This window comes from Humisphaera borealis (genome assembly GCF_015169395.1).
GTDB lineage: Bacteria > Planctomycetota > Phycisphaerae > Tepidisphaerales > Tepidisphaeraceae > Humisphaera > Humisphaera borealis.
Genome location: NZ_CP063458.1, coordinates 149,672 through 165,212, shown reverse-complemented (window position 1 = coordinate 165,212; position 15,541 = coordinate 149,672). Strand labels below are relative to the sequence as shown.

The 15,541-nt window shown below is 63.7% G+C and carries 14 protein-coding genes and 1 pseudogene; 4 read left to right on the top strand and 11 right to left on the bottom strand.

Annotated elements, in window-relative coordinates:
• Positions 1 to 7: 7 nt before the first annotated feature.
• From IPV69_RS00665 to IPV69_RS00655, 3 genes are all read right to left on the bottom strand, one after another.
• A complete protein-coding gene (locus IPV69_RS00665; protein WP_206292979.1) occupies positions 8 to 811 on the bottom strand; it encodes a hypothetical protein in 804 nt (267 codons plus the stop codon).
• Between the two features lie 241 nt (positions 812 to 1,052).
• On the bottom strand, positions 1,053 to 1,727 hold the full coding sequence (locus IPV69_RS00660) for a hypothetical protein (RefSeq protein WP_206292978.1): 675 nt from the start codon (positions 1,725 to 1,727) through the stop codon (positions 1,053 to 1,055).
• Between the two features lie 433 nt (positions 1,728 to 2,160).
• Positions 2,161 to 2,628, bottom strand: coding sequence for a hypothetical protein (locus IPV69_RS00655; RefSeq protein WP_206292977.1), 468 nt, complete (start codon positions 2,626 to 2,628; stop codon positions 2,161 to 2,163).
• On the opposite strand from IPV69_RS00655, the gene IPV69_RS00650 reads away from it, so the two are divergent.
• Positions 2,627 to 2,887, top strand: coding sequence for a hypothetical protein (locus IPV69_RS00650; RefSeq protein ID WP_206292976.1), 261 nt, complete (start codon positions 2,627 to 2,629; stop codon positions 2,885 to 2,887). The two genes, IPV69_RS00655 and IPV69_RS00650, sit on opposite strands and share 2 nt — an antisense overlap.
• A 37-nt stretch (positions 2,888 to 2,924) precedes the next feature.
• Here the strand turns inward: IPV69_RS00650 and IPV69_RS00645 are convergent, their stop codons facing one another.
• Positions 2,925 to 3,239, bottom strand: a complete 315-nt coding sequence (locus tag IPV69_RS00645) for a hypothetical protein (protein WP_206292975.1) — start codon at positions 3,237 to 3,239, stop codon at positions 2,925 to 2,927.
• A gap of 1,276 nt (positions 3,240 to 4,515) precedes the next feature.
• On the opposite strand from IPV69_RS00645, the pseudogene IPV69_RS27765 reads away from it, so the two are divergent.
• Positions 4,516 to 4,899, top strand: a pseudogene (locus tag IPV69_RS27765) (helix-turn-helix domain-containing protein); the annotation flags it as partial.
• Between the two features lie 109 nt (positions 4,900 to 5,008).
• Complete coding sequence (locus IPV69_RS00635; RefSeq protein WP_241179935.1) at positions 5,009 to 5,557, top strand: IS630 family transposase; 549 nt, start codon at positions 5,009 to 5,011, stop codon at positions 5,555 to 5,557.
• A 440-nt stretch (positions 5,558 to 5,997) separates the two neighbouring features.
• Here IPV69_RS00635 and IPV69_RS00630 read toward each other — a convergent pair whose 3' ends face one another.
• Positions 5,998 to 7,158: an IS4 family transposase gene (locus IPV69_RS00630; protein WP_206290457.1), complete on the bottom strand. Its 1,161-nt coding sequence runs from the start codon at positions 7,156 to 7,158 to the stop codon at positions 5,998 to 6,000.
• A 712-nt stretch (positions 7,159 to 7,870) separates the two neighbouring features.
• Here IPV69_RS00630 and IPV69_RS00625 point away from each other — a divergent pair.
• Positions 7,871 to 8,941, top strand: a complete 1,071-nt coding sequence (locus IPV69_RS00625; protein WP_206292974.1) for a UvrB/UvrC motif-containing protein — start codon at positions 7,871 to 7,873, stop codon at positions 8,939 to 8,941.
• A 267-nt stretch (positions 8,942 to 9,208) separates the two neighbouring features.
• Here the strand turns inward: IPV69_RS00625 and IPV69_RS00620 are convergent, their stop codons facing one another.
• The 6 genes from IPV69_RS00620 to fliG form a co-directional block, all read right to left on the bottom strand.
• A complete protein-coding gene (locus tag IPV69_RS00620) occupies positions 9,209 to 10,816 on the bottom strand; it encodes a flagellar hook-length control protein FliK (RefSeq protein WP_206292973.1) in 1,608 nt (535 codons plus the stop codon).
• A gap of 4 nt (positions 10,817 to 10,820) precedes the next feature.
• Entirely contained in the window at positions 10,821 to 11,603 is a 783-nt protein-coding gene (locus IPV69_RS00615) for a MotE family protein (RefSeq protein ID WP_206292972.1), read from the bottom strand.
• 46 nt (positions 11,604 to 11,649) lie between these two features.
• A complete protein-coding gene (gene fliJ / locus IPV69_RS00610) occupies positions 11,650 to 12,126 on the bottom strand; it encodes a flagellar export protein FliJ (protein WP_206292971.1) in 477 nt (158 codons plus the stop codon).
• Positions 12,127 to 12,285: 159 nt separating this feature from the next.
• Positions 12,286 to 13,635 carry a FliI/YscN family ATPase gene (locus IPV69_RS00605; protein ID WP_206292970.1) on the bottom strand — a complete coding sequence of 450 codons (1,350 nt, stop codon included), beginning with the start codon at positions 13,633 to 13,635 and terminating at the stop codon, positions 12,286 to 12,288.
• Positions 13,632 to 14,357 carry a FliH/SctL family protein gene (locus tag IPV69_RS00600; RefSeq protein WP_206292969.1) on the bottom strand — a complete coding sequence of 242 codons (726 nt, stop codon included), beginning with the start codon at positions 14,355 to 14,357 and terminating at the stop codon, positions 13,632 to 13,634. Before IPV69_RS00600 ends, IPV69_RS00605 begins: the two co-directional genes overlap by 4 nt.
• 105 nt (positions 14,358 to 14,462) lie before the next feature.
• A complete protein-coding gene (gene fliG, locus IPV69_RS00595; RefSeq protein WP_206292968.1) occupies positions 14,463 to 15,527 on the bottom strand; it encodes a flagellar motor switch protein FliG in 1,065 nt (354 codons plus the stop codon).
• Between the last annotated feature and the right edge of the window lie 14 nt (positions 15,528 to 15,541).

The following is a 15,541-nucleotide window of genomic DNA, read 5'->3' as shown; positions in this document are numbered from 1 at the left end:
TCTTCGCTCAGGCCCCGTTGTCCCGCGTGAGCTCGTCGCACCGGCGGTACAAGTCGGGGAATCCGAGCTTCTCCGCGAGGAGCCAATCGTCCCACGCCCCCGCTACGTCGCCAATGCGGTACCGAAACACTCCCCGGTGCCAGTAGAGCCATCGGTCGCGCTTGTAGCGGAGGATGGCGCCATCGCTCGGCGGGTAACTGATGATTCCCGAGATGCTGTCAAAATTGCTAGTCGGCCAATGTCGGGTCGCCATGGCTGCCGCATCCCCATCGGTTTGGAAGATAACGCGCCAGTCCTGCGAGTCAGGGTAGAGTCGAAAACGCGGATCGCGATAGCCGCACACTTGGTTGACCATGTCGATCCAGCCGCTATTGGCGAAATCTCCGCAGCGATTGATCCACAGGTGCATGGGCGTGCCCGCCAGCTCAAAACCCACGCGAATCACGAACTCGCGGCCGTCCGCCTCTTCCCACGTTTCGCTCACGTCTTGCGGCTTGAAAGCGCCCCGAGCGATCGCCGCGAGGCTCTTGATACTCTGGGCGTAGAAGCCGCAACTTTCATAAACACCTTCCTGATCTGTGGTCCAGACGCGGCTCCGGTCCATTTGGACAATGAAATCCTCAAGGGACTTGAGGGAGTTACCCGTCACTCTCGGATTGAGAAACTGGTCCGCAAACCAGTTCGGATGCTTCTGTTCGATGAGACGTTGGCATTGAAGGTCTGAAAGCCCGGCAAATGGAGGAGAGACGAAGAAGCCCAGCGGCCGGTAGTAGGCCACGATCCCGAGGAACCATTCGTCATACGTTGCCATTGCTACCAATTTTGTCTCGACCAAGAAAAGGAAACATCACGAAACATCACTCTTGTCCATTGGCTCTCCGCTCTCGGCGACGACGGCGTCCATCTTTTTCCGCGATGCCACGCACCGCCCGCTCCGTCGCCACCGGGGATTCTACCGTGTGCTCGATCGCCGCAAAGGGCGGTAGGCGATCTCGGAAAAGAGTGATGTCCCCTTTTCTTCGTCCGCCGGCTCGGTCCACTGCATTGGCGGGTTATGTGCTGCCTGCCGTGGCTCCCGCGTACGCCCAAGGCGTTTGATCGGCTTCTTTCAATTCGAAGCCTTCGGTATGCAGCTTATACGCCCCGGGCAGCACTGGACGCCCCGGGACTTTTGCGACGCCGAGCTTGCGCCGTATGTGACGCTGAACCTTGCCGGATAGCTTACTCAATGCGTTCCAGTCGACGGAACTGACGTCGCCCCACCGCGCCGCGCCCCGCTCGGAGAAGTGACCGTAATGCGACTTGATGATGACGCGATCGTGAATGCCGCCGAGGTAAAGCTGCACAAGGCCAAGACCCGAGATGCGGAAGCGAAACGTAAAACCATCGCATTTCGTCGGGTCGAGGCTGATCCGCTCGATCTCCTGCTTCCGCCTGACCGACGGCGACCAGAGTTGAAGGAGTGCCGCGGTTCCATTTCCGTGCTTGTCATGGCCGACATCGAACGCCGCGCACAGGTCTTCGAATGAGGCAAACTGGCGAATCGGCTGGCCGAACTCGGAATACGACTCGAACACCTGGAAGTCTGTCTCAGCGAAGAGAAACGCGAAGAGCTGCTCAAGGTCGGGCCGAATCGCAAAGAAGTCTAAGTTCGCCATAGCCGTCCCGCCGGCAGCACATAACCATTGTTTATCGTAACCCCACGGCCAACCCGTGCGGATCGACAATCGCGAGAATAGCCCTTGGCGCTACCGCCAACAAGGAAATCGCAACGCTGCGAGAAAGATATCTTGTTGTGCCTGAACAAATGTCTAGCAGATTCTCTGTGAAGCGCCTCGAACGTCTGGATCGTGCGTGCCGGGACGGTTCATTCGTGGGTCAAACGCAACGTCTGGCTGGGTCTTTGAGCCTCGAAGAGGCGGCAGAGCCATAGCCCGCGGCGCTGCTCGACGAAGCCGGGACGAGCCCTGGGTTGGCGATTGACGCGGCGACGCCGGGTGCTCTGTCGCCCTTTCAGGGCTCGGGATCCATCGGTCGATCGACCCGGGGTTGCGGTCGGCGTACCGACCTCCACCCTGGGCTATGGCTCTGCCGCCTCTTCGAGGCTTTTGGTCGGAACGGAAAGCGGGACAGGACCTGTCCCGTTTTCTCAGTCCGGGGTTATCCCGCGACGTCGCCGTCTTCGAGCAACTCGCCAGTCGTCACATGCCAGATCAACCGGCGGTGCCTCAGCTGGCCGAAACCGGTGAGCAAGTCGCCAAGACGATTCACGTCCGCCACCTCGGCCGGAATTGAGAACTCCGTGATCTCTCTATCTGGTCGGGAATCGTTGTTGTTCAGTCGGACCGACACGCAACAATGTCCGCGCAAGTTGATCGCCTTCACGCGGAGGCTGAGGAAGAACGCGAATCGATCTTCCGGCTTTTCGGAACCAAGTTCGTAGACGATCTCCTTTTCCCTGTCGCCGGAATAGCGCCGTAGCTGGGACCCGAGTTCTTGTATATCACTCGCGTTGCAATAGTACTCAAGCTCGCCGCGAAGCCGCCCGTTTGATGCCCTGATCAGGAGGCACAAATGGTATGGCTCCTCGTACGGCGTTCGCGAAAGCTCGATGCCGGCTTCACTCATGGACGAAGAAAAGGGGGGACGAAGAAAAGGGGACATCACTCTTTTTCATTACCTCTCGGCTCTCGGCGACGACGGTGTCCATCTTTTCCACGATGCCACGCACCGCCCGCTCCGTCGCCACCGGGGATTCTACCGTGTCCTCGATCACCGCAAAGGGCGGCAGGCGATCTCGGAAAAGAGTGATGTCCCTTTTTCCTCGTCATGGTTCAACGTAGGGCCGATCACCGGCCGGGCCGGCACGATCCGCGCTCGACGATAGAAACTATACCACCGGCCCCGTCCGGTGCATCGGCAGGTTATGCCTCTTCTTCCCGCCACTCGTGGCCGACAAATTCGCAGTCGCACGACATCATCTGGCCGCCACACCGCGGGCACTGCTCATAGTCGCAGGCATGCCAGTGAAACTTGCCCTTGATCGTCCCGCAGTGGCGACACGGCTCGTGGTCGGCCTCGACGGGCGTGCGAAACGTCTCGTCGCCGTACGCGATCTTTGGGTACACCTCGCCTTCGCAGACGAGGTGAGTCTCATCTTGCGCCTCCTGAAGCGCCTCCGCCCAATCGCGGCGCATGCGATGGCCATATAACTCGACGATGTCGTCGGGGGCGTTCATGAAGAGGCATAACCATTGTTATCGTAACCCCACGGCCAACCCGTGCGGATCGACAATCGCGAGAATAGCCCTTGGCGCTACCGCCAACAAGGAAATCGCAACGCTGCGAGAAAGATATCTTGTTGTGCCTGAACAAATGTCTAGCAGATTCTCTGTGAAGCGCCTCGAACGTCTGGATCGTGCGTGCCGGGACGGTTCATTCGTGGGTCAAACGCAACGTCTGGTTGGGTCTTTGAGCCTCGAAGAGGCGGCAGAGCCATAGCCCGGGGCGCTGCTCGGCGAAGCCGGGACGAGCCCTGGGTTGGCGATGTACACGGATTGAGCCCTGTCGGGGCGACAGAGCCGTCGCCGCGGCGACGCCGGGTGCTCTGTCGCCCTTTCAGGGCTCGGGATCCATCGGTTGATCGACCCAGGGTTGCGGCCGGCGTACCGACCTCCACCCTGGGCTATGGCGCTGCCGCCTCTTCGAGGCTTTTGGTCGGGCCACTCGATTCTGGCGACCCTTGCGAACCCGGCGGGTGCGGAACTGCGTGGTCATGGGTGTCGTGCGGGGTTCTGGCGGCCGGACGATTTCGGGTGGCTTGGCAGCAACGCCTGTTGCCAGTGACGAGAGCGTCGGTCGGCGACCGCCACGGGCAAGCGAGTACGCTTGCCCATGCCACCCGGAATTGGCCGGGGGCGGGCGGGGCCGTCGAGGTTCACGGGTCGCGGGGGCGGCTCAGGAGCGCTCGCGGGCGTGACCATTTTTCCGGGCGGTATCGAACAAACGATGTTTGTGCAGCGGAAATGCAGGCTGAAAGCCCGCACCACAATGGCCGCCCGGAAAAATGACCACACCCGCGCTCGATGCCGGGCGGAATTTGCTTGTCTTTCGCGGCCGTACACCTAACATATATAGAACAATATCCGGCGTCGCCCTGGGACGGGCGGCGTCCTTCCTCCATGCGCCGGTCGGTGGGTGTGATCTGTCGGCCTTCAGCGTCTACTCCGTGGAGATGGCCGTCCCTGGGACGATCGGTGTCGGTCGGGCCGGGGTGGTGGTGTTGGTGCGTTGAAGTGACGCGGAGATTTAGGGACGCGAGAGACGACGTGGACAGGCTGATCGATCACTTGGGTTCGTTCGGCGATGTCGTCCTGGGTTCGTTTGGCGATGTCGTCCTGGGTTCGTTTGGCGATATCGCGCGAACGCTCCGCTCCGCGTCGCGGCTACTGACCGCTAGATTTTCATAGCGCGTAACCCCTTGCGCCCTCTGCGGATCGATGGTAAATCCGCGCCATGCGAAAGAAAGGAACACGCCAGGAGTGGGATCGGGTCCGGAGCATCGCGGCCAACATGTTCGAGCAGGATCGCGAGCCGGCCGAAATCGCCAAAGACCTTGGGGTCGACGACCAGACCGTCCGAGCCTGGCGGCGGGCATACCGCAAGGGCGGCCGTGACGCACTGGTGTCGCGCAAACCACCCGGACGCCCGTCGCGGCTGAATGAGGCCCAGCGTAAGACTCTTGCCGGGTTGCTGCTCAAGACGCCCAGGGAGTGCGGATTCGACAAGTATCTCTGGACCCAACAGCTGATCGCCGACCTGATCGAGCGTGAGTTCCAGGTGAAGTACCACCACGACCACATCGGCGTCATGCTGAAAGACATGGGCTTTTCCCATCAGAAGCCCCAACGTCGGGCACGCGAGCACGACCCGGTGAAGGTGGCCGCCTGGCGGGCGGAGTTCTGGCCGGAACTTCTAAAAAAGTATCGAGTCCGGCGGAGTGATTCTGATGGCCGACGAGGTCGGCTTCATGATGACGCCGAACGTCAAGAAGACTTGGGCCCCGATCGCTCAGACGCCGGTCGTCGCCTACCGCAATCGGCGGCAGCAGAAAGTCAGCGTGCTGGGGGCCGTGGTCTTGCACGCCGCCACGGCGAAGATCGATCTCGTGTGCGACTTCCATCCCGACAGCTACGTCCGCGGCGAGCAGGCGGCGGCGTTCCTGCACCGCGTGCTTGTCGAGTATCCTGACAAAACGATCGATGTGGTCTGGGACAACCTCTCGGCACACAAGTCGCCAATCGTGAAGGAACTGGCGGCGGAGTACCCGCGTTTAAGATTGCACTATCTGCCGACCTACGCGCCGCAGCTCAATGCGGTGGAAGGCGTATGGAGCCTGACGAAGTACCACCGGATGGCGAACCACACGATTGGGGAGTTGGAGAAACTTCACGCCGAGGCCAAGCGACACTTGGACGACGTAGGCGGCAATCAGGCGTTGCTCCGCTCGTGCTTCGAAGGCGCGGAACTCGCGCCAAACTTATCCAGCGCTCAGTAGCCGCGACGCGGAGCGGAGCGTCCCCGGGCGTGTGGGTCGCCCTGATCGAGCGTCGTCCGACCACGCCGGGTTCGTTCGGCGATCTTGCGCTGGGTTCGTTCGGCGCGGGACGGAACGTCGGACGGCGGGAACATCGCCGGTGGTCCGCGACGTGCGGTGGGGTGAACCCCACCCTACTTTCGCCTCGGGTTCGTTCGGCGGGGTTGCCCTGGGTTCGTTTGGCAGAAGGCGGTGATTGAGGATGAGCGGCCTTCGACGTGTGACGCACCTTGCACGGCTTGGAAAGCACAACTGTCCGGCAATTTACCAATTCCAGCGTGAGCCATGACCTGGCACATCCTCATTTCACCAGAGTCGCTCGGCTTTGCTTGCGATCGCGGCTGATGGCGCGCATGCGGCGGCGTCACCCTCAGATCAGGGTGTGCGGGAACGTCGTGGCTTCAGGCCAGCTTCTTGCGTGCCCGCAGCCGGGCCTGACGCGCTCGTTCCAGCGAACGCTCTCGCTCGCGTTTGGCGATCACCGCCATCGCCTCCTGGATCGACATCTGGCCCCGGGCCACGCGGCCCAGCGCCGCCAGGGCGTAGACGCTGACGCGGTAGCCGCTCTGCACGTACATCATCAGCACGGCGATCACCGCGATGTACAGCTGCGTGGTGATCCCATTGCGGCTGGTGCTCAGCAGGTGGTCCATTCCCGCCCAGGTCTTGAGCCACTTGAAAAACAGCTCGATCTGCCAGCGCAGCCGGTAAACGGCGCCGACGACGTGAGCCCCGACCGTCGCCGCGGGAAGATTGGTCAGCAGCCGCAGTGCCTGGGATTCGCCCGATCGGTCGGTGCTCTCGATGGTGATGCAGCGGAACAGGCCCGCCGGCGCGTCGCGGCCGGGAAGTCTCACCACTTCCTCGGCGATCACGCCCGCCTCGACGTCCGCCGCCGACGGCGGCAGGGTCTGGACCACCGTCATCGCCGGTTGGTTGGATTTGATACGAACGACAAAGTCGCTGCCCTTGTCCAGGACGGCGCCGAGGAAGCCGAACTCGACGAAGTTGCGGTCCACGACGTACAGCACGCCGGGCAGGAGGTCGGCGGCGAAGGCCGCGGCCTCCGAATGCCCGTCGTCGCCGCTGACGGTCAGCACGCGGGGAATCCAGTTGCCGGCGTCGAGCTGGACGTTGGCGCGGACCTGTCCCTGCACGCCGCCGTCGCGGTTCTTTTGGCGCATCGCCCAGGCCACATCGCACAGCGTGGTCATGTAAGTGCCGTCGGCGGCGATGATCTGCCGGGTGATCCCTTCGAGGCCGTCGGCGTCGCCGAGATTCGGGACACGTTGCTGCAGGTCGTCGATCAGCGGCACGAGCAGCTGAGGGTCGAACGCTGCAAGAGCGTCGGCGGTGGTCGAGCGTGCCAGCTTGTCGAGTCGCAGATCGCCCTGGAAGTCGCCGCAGTCTTCGATGCGTCGCAGCGATCGGGCCATGGGATCGAAGAACGACAGGAGCAGGCCTTTGACCAACTGGTCGCGGCCGAGGATGGTGTTGCCGTGAGCCGGCAGCGCCGCCAGACGATGGAGATGTTCGTCGAGGAGATTCCCGGAGCGGCGCACGGCCAGACGTCGGTCCGACGGCGTCGGTTGCTGCTGCGAGGATGAACGACGGACCGCCACGGGCGCGAACTATGCCACGCGGCATCAGAAAGCGCAAGAGCGAAATCTTGCGAATGTCACGGCGTCGAAATGCCGGACAGTTGTGGTTGGAAACCCGTGTCACGGACAGCCGACTAGGCTCCCGATAGAAATCGCCAGACGCGACCTCGGGTTCGTTCGGCGATGTTGCGCTGGGTTCGTTCGGCAGTCTGTGAGTTGGGATTCGGTGTTCGATGTTGGGTGTTCGATGTTCGGCGTTCGCATCAGCCTCGGGTTCGTTCGGCCAAGCGAGGACGCATGGGAGCGCGACTCTGCCACAACCCCCTCCCTGGCCCTTCCCCGGCGTACCGGAGGATGGGACTTAGCGGCGATCTCGGGTTCGTTCGGCAATCTCAGAGGAGTGGTGCCGCGGGCGGGTGCTTTCGCCAACTCGGCCGGCAACTTCACGCAAAGGAGTCCATGATTGCACACAATCACTGGTAGCAAACGAAACCCAAACCTCATCCCCTGCCACCTGTGGAAGTAAAATTTGGTGACTGTGACGACCCCTGACTACAATGGGTGCGACGTTGGCGGTGAGGACAGGAGGTCTAGGGGTCTGTGAGGTAAGGCACTTGCCGTAGTTCCTTACAGACGTCGGGGCGTCGCCAGCGGTCTCGGTTGGAGTACACCGATGAGTCAACACCATCGTTCCGGGCACCAGGGTCCTTCTGACGGCACCCCGCACGATGACCGCGCGGGTTTCCCTGCCGACAACCACGACATCAACCCCAACACCCCGCTGGCCAATCCCGGCGAAGGTGGCGATCCGGCCCGCAAGGCCGGCGAGCCCCCGTCGCCCGCGACGCCGAGCCCCCAGCGCCATGCCGGCGGACGGGCCGGGCCGCGCGATACGCAGCGTGACGTGCAGCGTGAGGCACAACGTGAAGCACTGCGCGACAAGTCGGCCGAACTGCCGGCGGGCGCCAAAGATATCAACGCCATCATTACCGACTGGCAGTACGAGCCGGGCACGATCAACGTCCGTAAGATCAGCGGAGCCGACGGCCGGCCCAAACTGCAGATGCGGCTGGACCTGGGCCTGCTGCAGATGGAGCTCACCGGCCGGCCCGACGGCGCGACGCCGCACGGGTATGAATCGCTGCTGGAGTATTACGAGAAGCGGCTGGCCGACCACCAGAAGAGCCACGGCAGCGAGACCGGCTTTACCATCTCGGGGAACGACTGTCAGTCGCTCCGCGAGGAAGCGGTGATGTACTACCAGCGGTACCTGAGCCTTTTCGTGCTGGAGGATTTCACCGGCGTGGTGCGTGATACGTCGCGCAACCTGCGGGTGCTGGACCTGTGCAATCAGTTCGCCGCCGAGGACGAAGACCGCTTCGCGATGGAGCAATATCGCCCGTACATCACGATGATGAACACGCGGGCCAGGGCGTCGATCCACTTCCGCGAGAAGCGGTATCGCGATGCGCTGCGGGCGATCGACGTCGGTTTGACCGACATCCGCGACTTCTTCGAGCAGTACGGCCAGGCCGAGGCGTTCGACAAGGCCAACGAGGTGAAGGTGCTGAAGCGGTTCGCGCGGGAGATCCGCCGAAAGCTGCCGGTCGATCCGCTGAAGCGATACCAGAAGAAGCTGGACAAGGCGGTGAAGGAAGAGCGGTACGAGGCCGCCGCCAGGCTGCGCGACAAGATCGCCGCGATGAAGGGCGAGCCGGAAGGGCCGAAGAGCGCTCGGGTTTAGGTTCGCCTGTCGGGCGACCGAGGAGAACGCGAAGGCACGAAGGCGCGAAGAGGTCGCGAAGGTTTTACAAGACGACGTTTGGGCTGCGTCACTACCTTGCGATATTAGTTCTTTTTTTGGTGGGAAGCGCCAAGCAGAAGAGCGTCCCGGCCTAGCTTAGTATTGATGGGGTGCCGCGAAAGAAGCGCGAAGGTAAAGGAGTCGGTTTGTCCTTCGCGTCCTCTTCGCGCCTTCGTGCCTTCGCGTTCTCCCCGACGTAAGTGGACTCTAAGCCCTGACATCGATCGGTGCATTGCCGGAGAGCTGATCCCACAGGCGCTGGACCATGTCCTTGCGCTGCTGCTCGCGGCGGGATTCGCGCTGTTGTTCCTGGGCGACATTCTGGCGGTCGCCGCTGTTGGGGTTGTTCGAACTGCTTTCGTCCTTCGGGGCTTGTTGAACGTGCAGCTTATCGACGGTGACGCCTTGCGCTTCCAGCGACTGCCGGAGGTCGGCGAGCGAATGGCTGAGGAGGCGGGCGGCCTCGGGGTTTTGCGTTTGGAAAGTTGCCGTGACCACGCCGTCCTTGATGTGCATCGATACTTGCAGCGCGCCCAGTTCGGGCGGGTCGAGGCGGAGTTCCATCTTGCCGCCATTGGGCATGAGCGCGCCGCGGACTTCCGATGCGATCTTCACATGGTTGGTGGCGGCGAAGCGGGCTTCGGTGGAGCGCTCGGGCTCGGCGACGTCGGCGGGAGCATCGATCGTGCCCGATGAGGTTGCCGACTTGCCCTGCTGGGTGAGCGTCGCCGCGTCGGCCGAGGGAGACGCCGGGCCGGCCGGTGCGGCGCTGGCGTCGGCGGCGGGCTTGGCGGGTTTGCCGAGGTCGGCGGTCGCGGTGTCGGGGGCGAACGCCTCGGCGAACTGCGCCATCATCGACAGCGTGGGATTGGCGGCGGCCCCGCCGGTCGATGAGGCGGACGATGTTGATGCGGCTGATCCGTTTGCGATGTCTGCGTCGGCGTCGGCATCGGGGCCTGACGGGCGATTGGCCGCCGGGCGTGCGCCGATCGCGCTGACGCCGATGGACTTCTTCTCGCCCCCCGCCGTCGCGGTGGCCGCGGCGTCTGCAGGGGAAGCCGATTCGTCGCCGGCGCCCGAGGCAGCGGTGCCGGAGGTCGCGACCTGTGCGGCAGCGGCGGCATCGGACGCGGCGCCCGATCGCGCGGTGACGGCCATCGCGCCGTTGGCGGCTACGTCGCCGCCGTTCGTGGCGGCTGTTGCGGCATCTGCGACTGCGGACGCTTCGGCAGGGGTCTGGGCTGGCGTCGCGTTCTGAATAGCGCCCTGGGCGAGTGCCAGGGCATCACGCGATTGAAGCAGCGCGGCCTGGTTCGCGTTGTCTTGGGGCGCGTTGGCGTCGTCTTCTGCTCCGCCGGGCGTTGTGCCGGTGTCGGTCGGGAGATCGTCGATGGTGACGGCGAGGTCCTGTGTTTCCGCGACGGTGGTGGCGGGATCGCCGGACTGGGTGTCGTCGGCTTCGTCGGTCTCTTCGGCGTCGCGGGCGTCGTCGGCGGCGGCGGCTTTGCGACCCTTGCGGCCGGCGGCCTTGGCGGCTTTGGACCCGGGCTCTGATCGGGAGGCGCGGGAGCTTTCGGCCTGGTGTTCGGTACGGGAGGCATCGGCACGAGACGAATCGCCGCGAGATGCATCGGCGCTGTCGCGGCCGTTGTTGCGTTCCACCTGGTTGAGCTGCTGGCGAAACGCCGACGCCGAGGAAGCCGATGAAGTGCCGCCCGCCGGCGACGAGCGCGACAGCCTTCTGATCGCCGACGAATCGGACGAGCTGCCGGGGGAGGCGGGTTTGGGCGGCTCGAACGCGACGACAGATGGCATGAGGTCACTCCCTGACTGGTGCGGCGGCGGCGGCATCCCGCCCGGCGGCATTACCGGGGCGGTTGGCGGCGGGCGGACGGGCACCGGTGGTGTCGGCAGTGCCGTCCGTCGGTTGGGTCGCCGGCAGGGCTCCGCCCTGGCGCATCCGGTCGAGCACGAGGTTGATCCGGGTCTGTTCGGCGGGCGTCTTGAACTCCTTGATGATCTTCGACGCCGTCCTGGGAGGCATCGACTGCAAATAGCGGACCACCGTATCGTCGGGCAGGTCCATGAGCGCCGACTTGGCCTGCTTTCCGGGCATCGCCAGGAGCAGTTTCAGGCTGTCCTGGAAGCCTTTGTCGCCGGCATCGGCGAGTTGCTTCTTTTCGAGGTCGGTGAGCTTCTGTCGGTCGGCGTCGAGAGCGCCGGTCTTGCGTGCAAGGTCTTCCTTCTCGCGCAGAATCTGCTTCATCAGGTCGTCGAGCTCGCGGCTGCGGCGGTCCAGCGCCACCGCCTGGGCATCGATCGACTGCTGGATCAGTTCGACCTGCTCGCCGGTCCGTCGGCCGGCGTAGCGGGCGAGGAGTTCGTCGAGCTTCAGGACCGACGACTCCTGGGCAGCCGGCTGGGTGGCGGGTTGGGTGGCGACGACTTCGGGTGGCTTTTCGACCGGGAAGAGAAGTTCCTTGATCGCCGCGATGCGATCCTTGTCGAGCTTCCCGCTCGAAAAGAGCCAACCGACGCCCCCCGCCACCGCCAGGAAGTTGACGGCGAGCACCAGGACGAGGGCATTGAGGAGCTTTTTCATGGTGTTGGTCCGAGCGCTGCCTCACGGTGGCGGCTGGCGTCAAAGTTCATTCATCGGCGTCATGACCGGAGGCGGCTCGAATCATTCTCGCCCCGATCTGCTGCGCGACCTCATCGGTGGCGGCGGCCTCGCGGCGATTCTGGTCTTCGGTCCAGTCTTCCTGCCGACGGTCGCGAAGCTTCTCCATCGCCTTGCGGTCCTTGGCCGCCTCGATCAGCGCGGCCCGGGCGGCCTCGACCTTCTTCTTCACGTCCGACATCCGCCCGGCGTGGTTCAGCGCCTTGCGCTGCATCGCCAGCGTGAACCGGCGATGCGCGGCGAGGTACTCGACGCTGATGGACCCAATCAGGTGGTTGTCGCGGAGATCCTGCGTGGCGGCCCGGGCGGCTTCGTCCATACGGTGCAGTTCGGCTTCCAGCTCGTTGTACACCCGCTGCACCGCCGCCAGGGCGCGCTGGCGGTCCTGCTCGATCAGCTCGCGCTGACGAAGGACGGCCTGGAGACTGAACTTGAACTGGGCCATGGAAGAAAAGGACAAATGACGAAATGCGAATGGCGAATTAAACTCGAATGCTCAATGAATCAAACGGAAGCCGACAATCCTTTCGCCAATTGGGACATTCTTTCGTTGGAACTTCATTCGCCATTCGATTTTCTTCATTCGTCATTCCCTCCAGGTTCGTCATTTTCGCTTCGGCGACCGAATGACCGCGTCCATCTGGTCGATCCAGCCGGCCAGTTCGGCCAGTTGCTTGCGGCTTTGCTCGAAGGTCGCCGGGGCGCTGCTTTCCTGCTTCAGGAAGTCGGTAATCTTCGGCCGTGCCGCGACGGCCAGGTCGTACTCGGCATTGGCACCGGCGGCGTACGCGCCGATGTTCACGAGGTCTTCGATGTCCTGGTAGATCGACCAGAGCGCCAGCACCCGCCGGGCCTGCCGCTGGTGGTCCTTGTCGGTGACGTCGCCGCGGACACGGCTGATGCTCTGGGTGACGTCCAGCGCGGGAAAATGCCCGCGGTTGGCGAGCTTACGGTTCAGCCAGAAATGGCCGTCGGTGATGCCCTTGACCGCGTCGGGGATCGGCTCGTTGAAGTCGTCTCCTTCGACGAGGACGGTATAGAACCCGGTGATCGAGCCGTTTGGCGTGTTGCCGGCGCGCTCGAGGATTTCGGGGATCATCGCGAAGACGCTCGGCGGAAAGCCCTTCGTCGCCGGCGGCTCACCGGCCGCCAACCCGATCTGCCGCTGGGCCTGACACAGGCGTGTGAGGGAGTCCATCATCAGCAGGACGTCCTTGCCGCGGTCGCGGAAGTATTCGGCAACGGCGCAAGCCGCCTTGGCCGCGCGGACACGCCGAAGCGGCGCTTCATCGCCGGTGCTGACGATGACGACGCACCGCGAGAGGCCTTCGGTGCCCAGGCTGTTTTCGATGAACTCCTGCACCTCGCGGCCACGCTCGCCGATCAGCGCCACGACCGAAATGTCGGCGCTGGTGTACTTGGCGATCGAGCCCATCAGCGTGCTCTTGCCGACGCCGGGGCCCGAGAAAATGCCCATCCGCTGTCCGAGCCCGCAGGTGTGAAGCGCGTCGATCGAGCGAATACTGGTGGCGATCGGCTTGCGGATGACCTGACGCTGAAGGGGGTGCGGGCTCCTGGCGTCGAGACGGCGGCTCTCGATGCCCTGGATGGGCGGCCCGCCGTCGATCGGCTCGCCGAAGCCGTTGATGACGCGGCCGAGCAGATCATCGGAACACCAGATGCGCGGCGAGGCGGCAAGGTTGCTGACGCCATCCCCGCGGGCAATTCCGGCCGGCGACGACAGCGGCATCAGCAGTGTGCGATCGCCCCGAAACCCGATCACCTCGGCCGACGCGGTGCGACCGCCCATCGTGTCGATCGAGCAGAGGCTTCCCACCGCCAGGGGAAGATCGGTCGCCTCTAGCGTCATGCCGCTGACGGACTCGATCCGCCCGCGCACGGCAAATGGCATCGCCTGCTCGGCCGATTCGATCTGGGCGGCGAGGAAGCTCACGAGGTGCCTCCGCTATCAGTCGCAGCAGCCTGGGACGGCGTGGGAATCAGCTCGGCGACGATCCGATCCAACTGGGATTCCAGGTCGGCGTTGATCGATCCGCTGCGCGTGAAGACCTGGCAGCCCCCTGGCGCGATGGTGGCATCATCTATGAGCTCGACGTGCTTCAGTCCCGGCCATTTGAGCTTCAGTCGCGGCAACGCATCGTTGAGGGCTGCCCGCTGGGCGGGGTTGACGGCGATCCGCAGGTCGGCAGCGCCGACGGCCAGCTTCATCGCCTCGCCGAGGTTCGCTTCGAGGACGGCCGGGTCGACCGCGGCTTGTCGTTTGATCACGCGGCGGGCGATCGCGATTGCGAGCTTCACGACTTCGGTCGTGCCGTCGGATTCGATCGACAGGCGATGGGCGTCGATCTGCACCAGCGCCTCGCGGAGCGTCCCCACGAGCGATGTGAGCTCAGCCGAATGCTTCTGCAGCGCCTGTTGCCGCCCGGCCTCGGTGCCGTGCCGAACGCCTTCGGTGTGCCCGTGCTCGAACCCCTCGCGACTTCCCTCCTGCCGCGCTTCTTCCTTGACCCGTTCGGCTTCCTCGATCGCCGCGGCGATCAGTTGCTCGGCCTTGGCATTGGCGTTCAGTAGAACCCGCTTGGCGGCCGCTTCCACGTCCTGCATCGAGAAGACTTGTGCGGTGGCAGGAAGTTGGCTGGCGCGGATGATGGGCATGTGTGATTAGGCAGTAAGCAGTACGCAGTAAGCAGTACGCAGAGCGGAAAGACGGCTCTCCTAGTTCTTCTCTGCGTACTGCTTACTGCCTACTGCCTACTCTCCTCAAACAATCATTTCCTTCTCGCCGCCGCGGCCGGCGATGATGATTTCGCCGCTGGCTTCCAGGCGGCGGACGACGTCGACGATCTTCTGCTGGGCCTGTTCGACATCGCTGACGCGGACCGGGCCCATGTACTGCATGTCTTCGCCGATGAGCTGCGCGGCGCGTTCCGACATGTTCTTGAAGATCTTGTCCTTGAGATCCTGGCTTGCGGTCTTGAGCGCCAGAGCCAGCGTCTCATTCTCGATCTCCTTGAGCACCGACTGAATGCCCTTGTCGTTGACCAGCAGGATGTCCTCGAAGACGAACATGAGCCGGCGGATCTGCTCGACGAGGTCCGGGTCCTCGGCTTCGAGGCCTTCCATGATCCCCTTCTCCGTTGCACGGTCGGCGAGGTTGAGCATCTCGGCGACCGAGTCGATGCCGCCGGCCTTCTCGAACGTCTGGCTGACGATGTCGGACAGCCGGTGCTCGAGCCCGCGCTCGACCTCCTTGATCACCTCCGGGTTGGTCTGCTCCATGTTCGCGATGCGCTTAACCACCTCGATCTGCTTCTGCCCGGCCAGACCGACAAGAATCTCGCTGGCTTTCTGCGGGTTGAGATGCGCCAGGATCAGGGCAATCGTCTGCGGGTGTTCGTCCTGGATGAACGTCAGCAGGTTCTCGCTCTCGGCCTTCTGCAGAAACGCGAAAGGCGTCGTCGCGACCTGCTGGGTGACCTGCTTGATCGCTTTCGCGGCGTCGGCCTCGCTGAGGCTCTTGCGGAGCAGCGACTTGGCGTATTCCAGACCGCCTTCGGTGACGTACGAGTTGGCCAGCGCCAGGTTGTAGAACTCGCCGAGCACCGTACGGCGCAGCGGAACCTTGACCTCGCCGAGAGAGGCGATCTCGCGGCTGACTTCTTCGATCATCTCCGGCGGTAGGCGCTTGAGCACCTCGGCCGCCTGATCCTGATCGAGCGACAGCAGCAGAATCGCCGACTTACGAACACCGTTGAGTTCTGCCTGGGCCATGAATGATAAGGATGAAGGATGAAGGATGAGAGATGAACCGAATTCATCCTTCATCCTTCATCCTTCAC

What these genes read in the sequence shown, in the direction of transcription:
- IPV69_RS00635 (WP_241179935.1), top strand. Translation starts at nt 5,009, where the DNA reads ATGGCCGACGAGGTCGGCTTCATGATGACGCCGAACGTCAAGAAGACT.
- IPV69_RS00615 (WP_206292972.1), bottom strand. Translation starts at nt 11,603, where the DNA reads ATGAAAAAGCTCCTCAATGCCCTCGTCCTGGTGCTCGCCGTCAACTTC.
- fliG (WP_206292968.1), bottom strand. Translation starts at nt 15,527, where the DNA reads ATGAAGGATGAATTCGGTTCATCTCTCATCCTTCATCCTTCATCCTTA.
- fliJ (WP_206292971.1), bottom strand. Translation starts at nt 12,126, where the DNA reads ATGGCCCAGTTCAAGTTCAGTCTCCAGGCCGTCCTTCGTCAGCGCGAG.
- IPV69_RS00625 (WP_206292974.1), top strand. Translation starts at nt 7,871, where the DNA reads ATGAGTCAACACCATCGTTCCGGGCACCAGGGTCCTTCTGACGGCACC.
- IPV69_RS00600 (WP_206292969.1), bottom strand. Translation starts at nt 14,357, where the DNA reads ATGCCCATCATCCGCGCCAGCCAACTTCCTGCCACCGCACAAGTCTTC.
- IPV69_RS00620 (WP_206292973.1), bottom strand. Translation starts at nt 10,816, where the DNA reads ATGCCATCTGTCGTCGCGTTCGAGCCGCCCAAACCCGCCTCCCCCGGC.
- IPV69_RS00650 (WP_206292976.1), top strand. Translation starts at nt 2,627, where the DNA reads ATGGACGAAGAAAAGGGGGGACGAAGAAAAGGGGACATCACTCTTTTT.
- IPV69_RS00645 (WP_206292975.1), bottom strand. Translation starts at nt 3,239, where the DNA reads ATGAACGCCCCCGACGACATCGTCGAGTTATATGGCCATCGCATGCGC.
- IPV69_RS00655 (WP_206292977.1), bottom strand. Translation starts at nt 2,628, where the DNA reads ATGAGTGAAGCCGGCATCGAGCTTTCGCGAACGCCGTACGAGGAGCCA.
- IPV69_RS00665 (WP_206292979.1), bottom strand. Translation starts at nt 811, where the DNA reads ATGGCAACGTATGACGAATGGTTCCTCGGGATCGTGGCCTACTACCGG.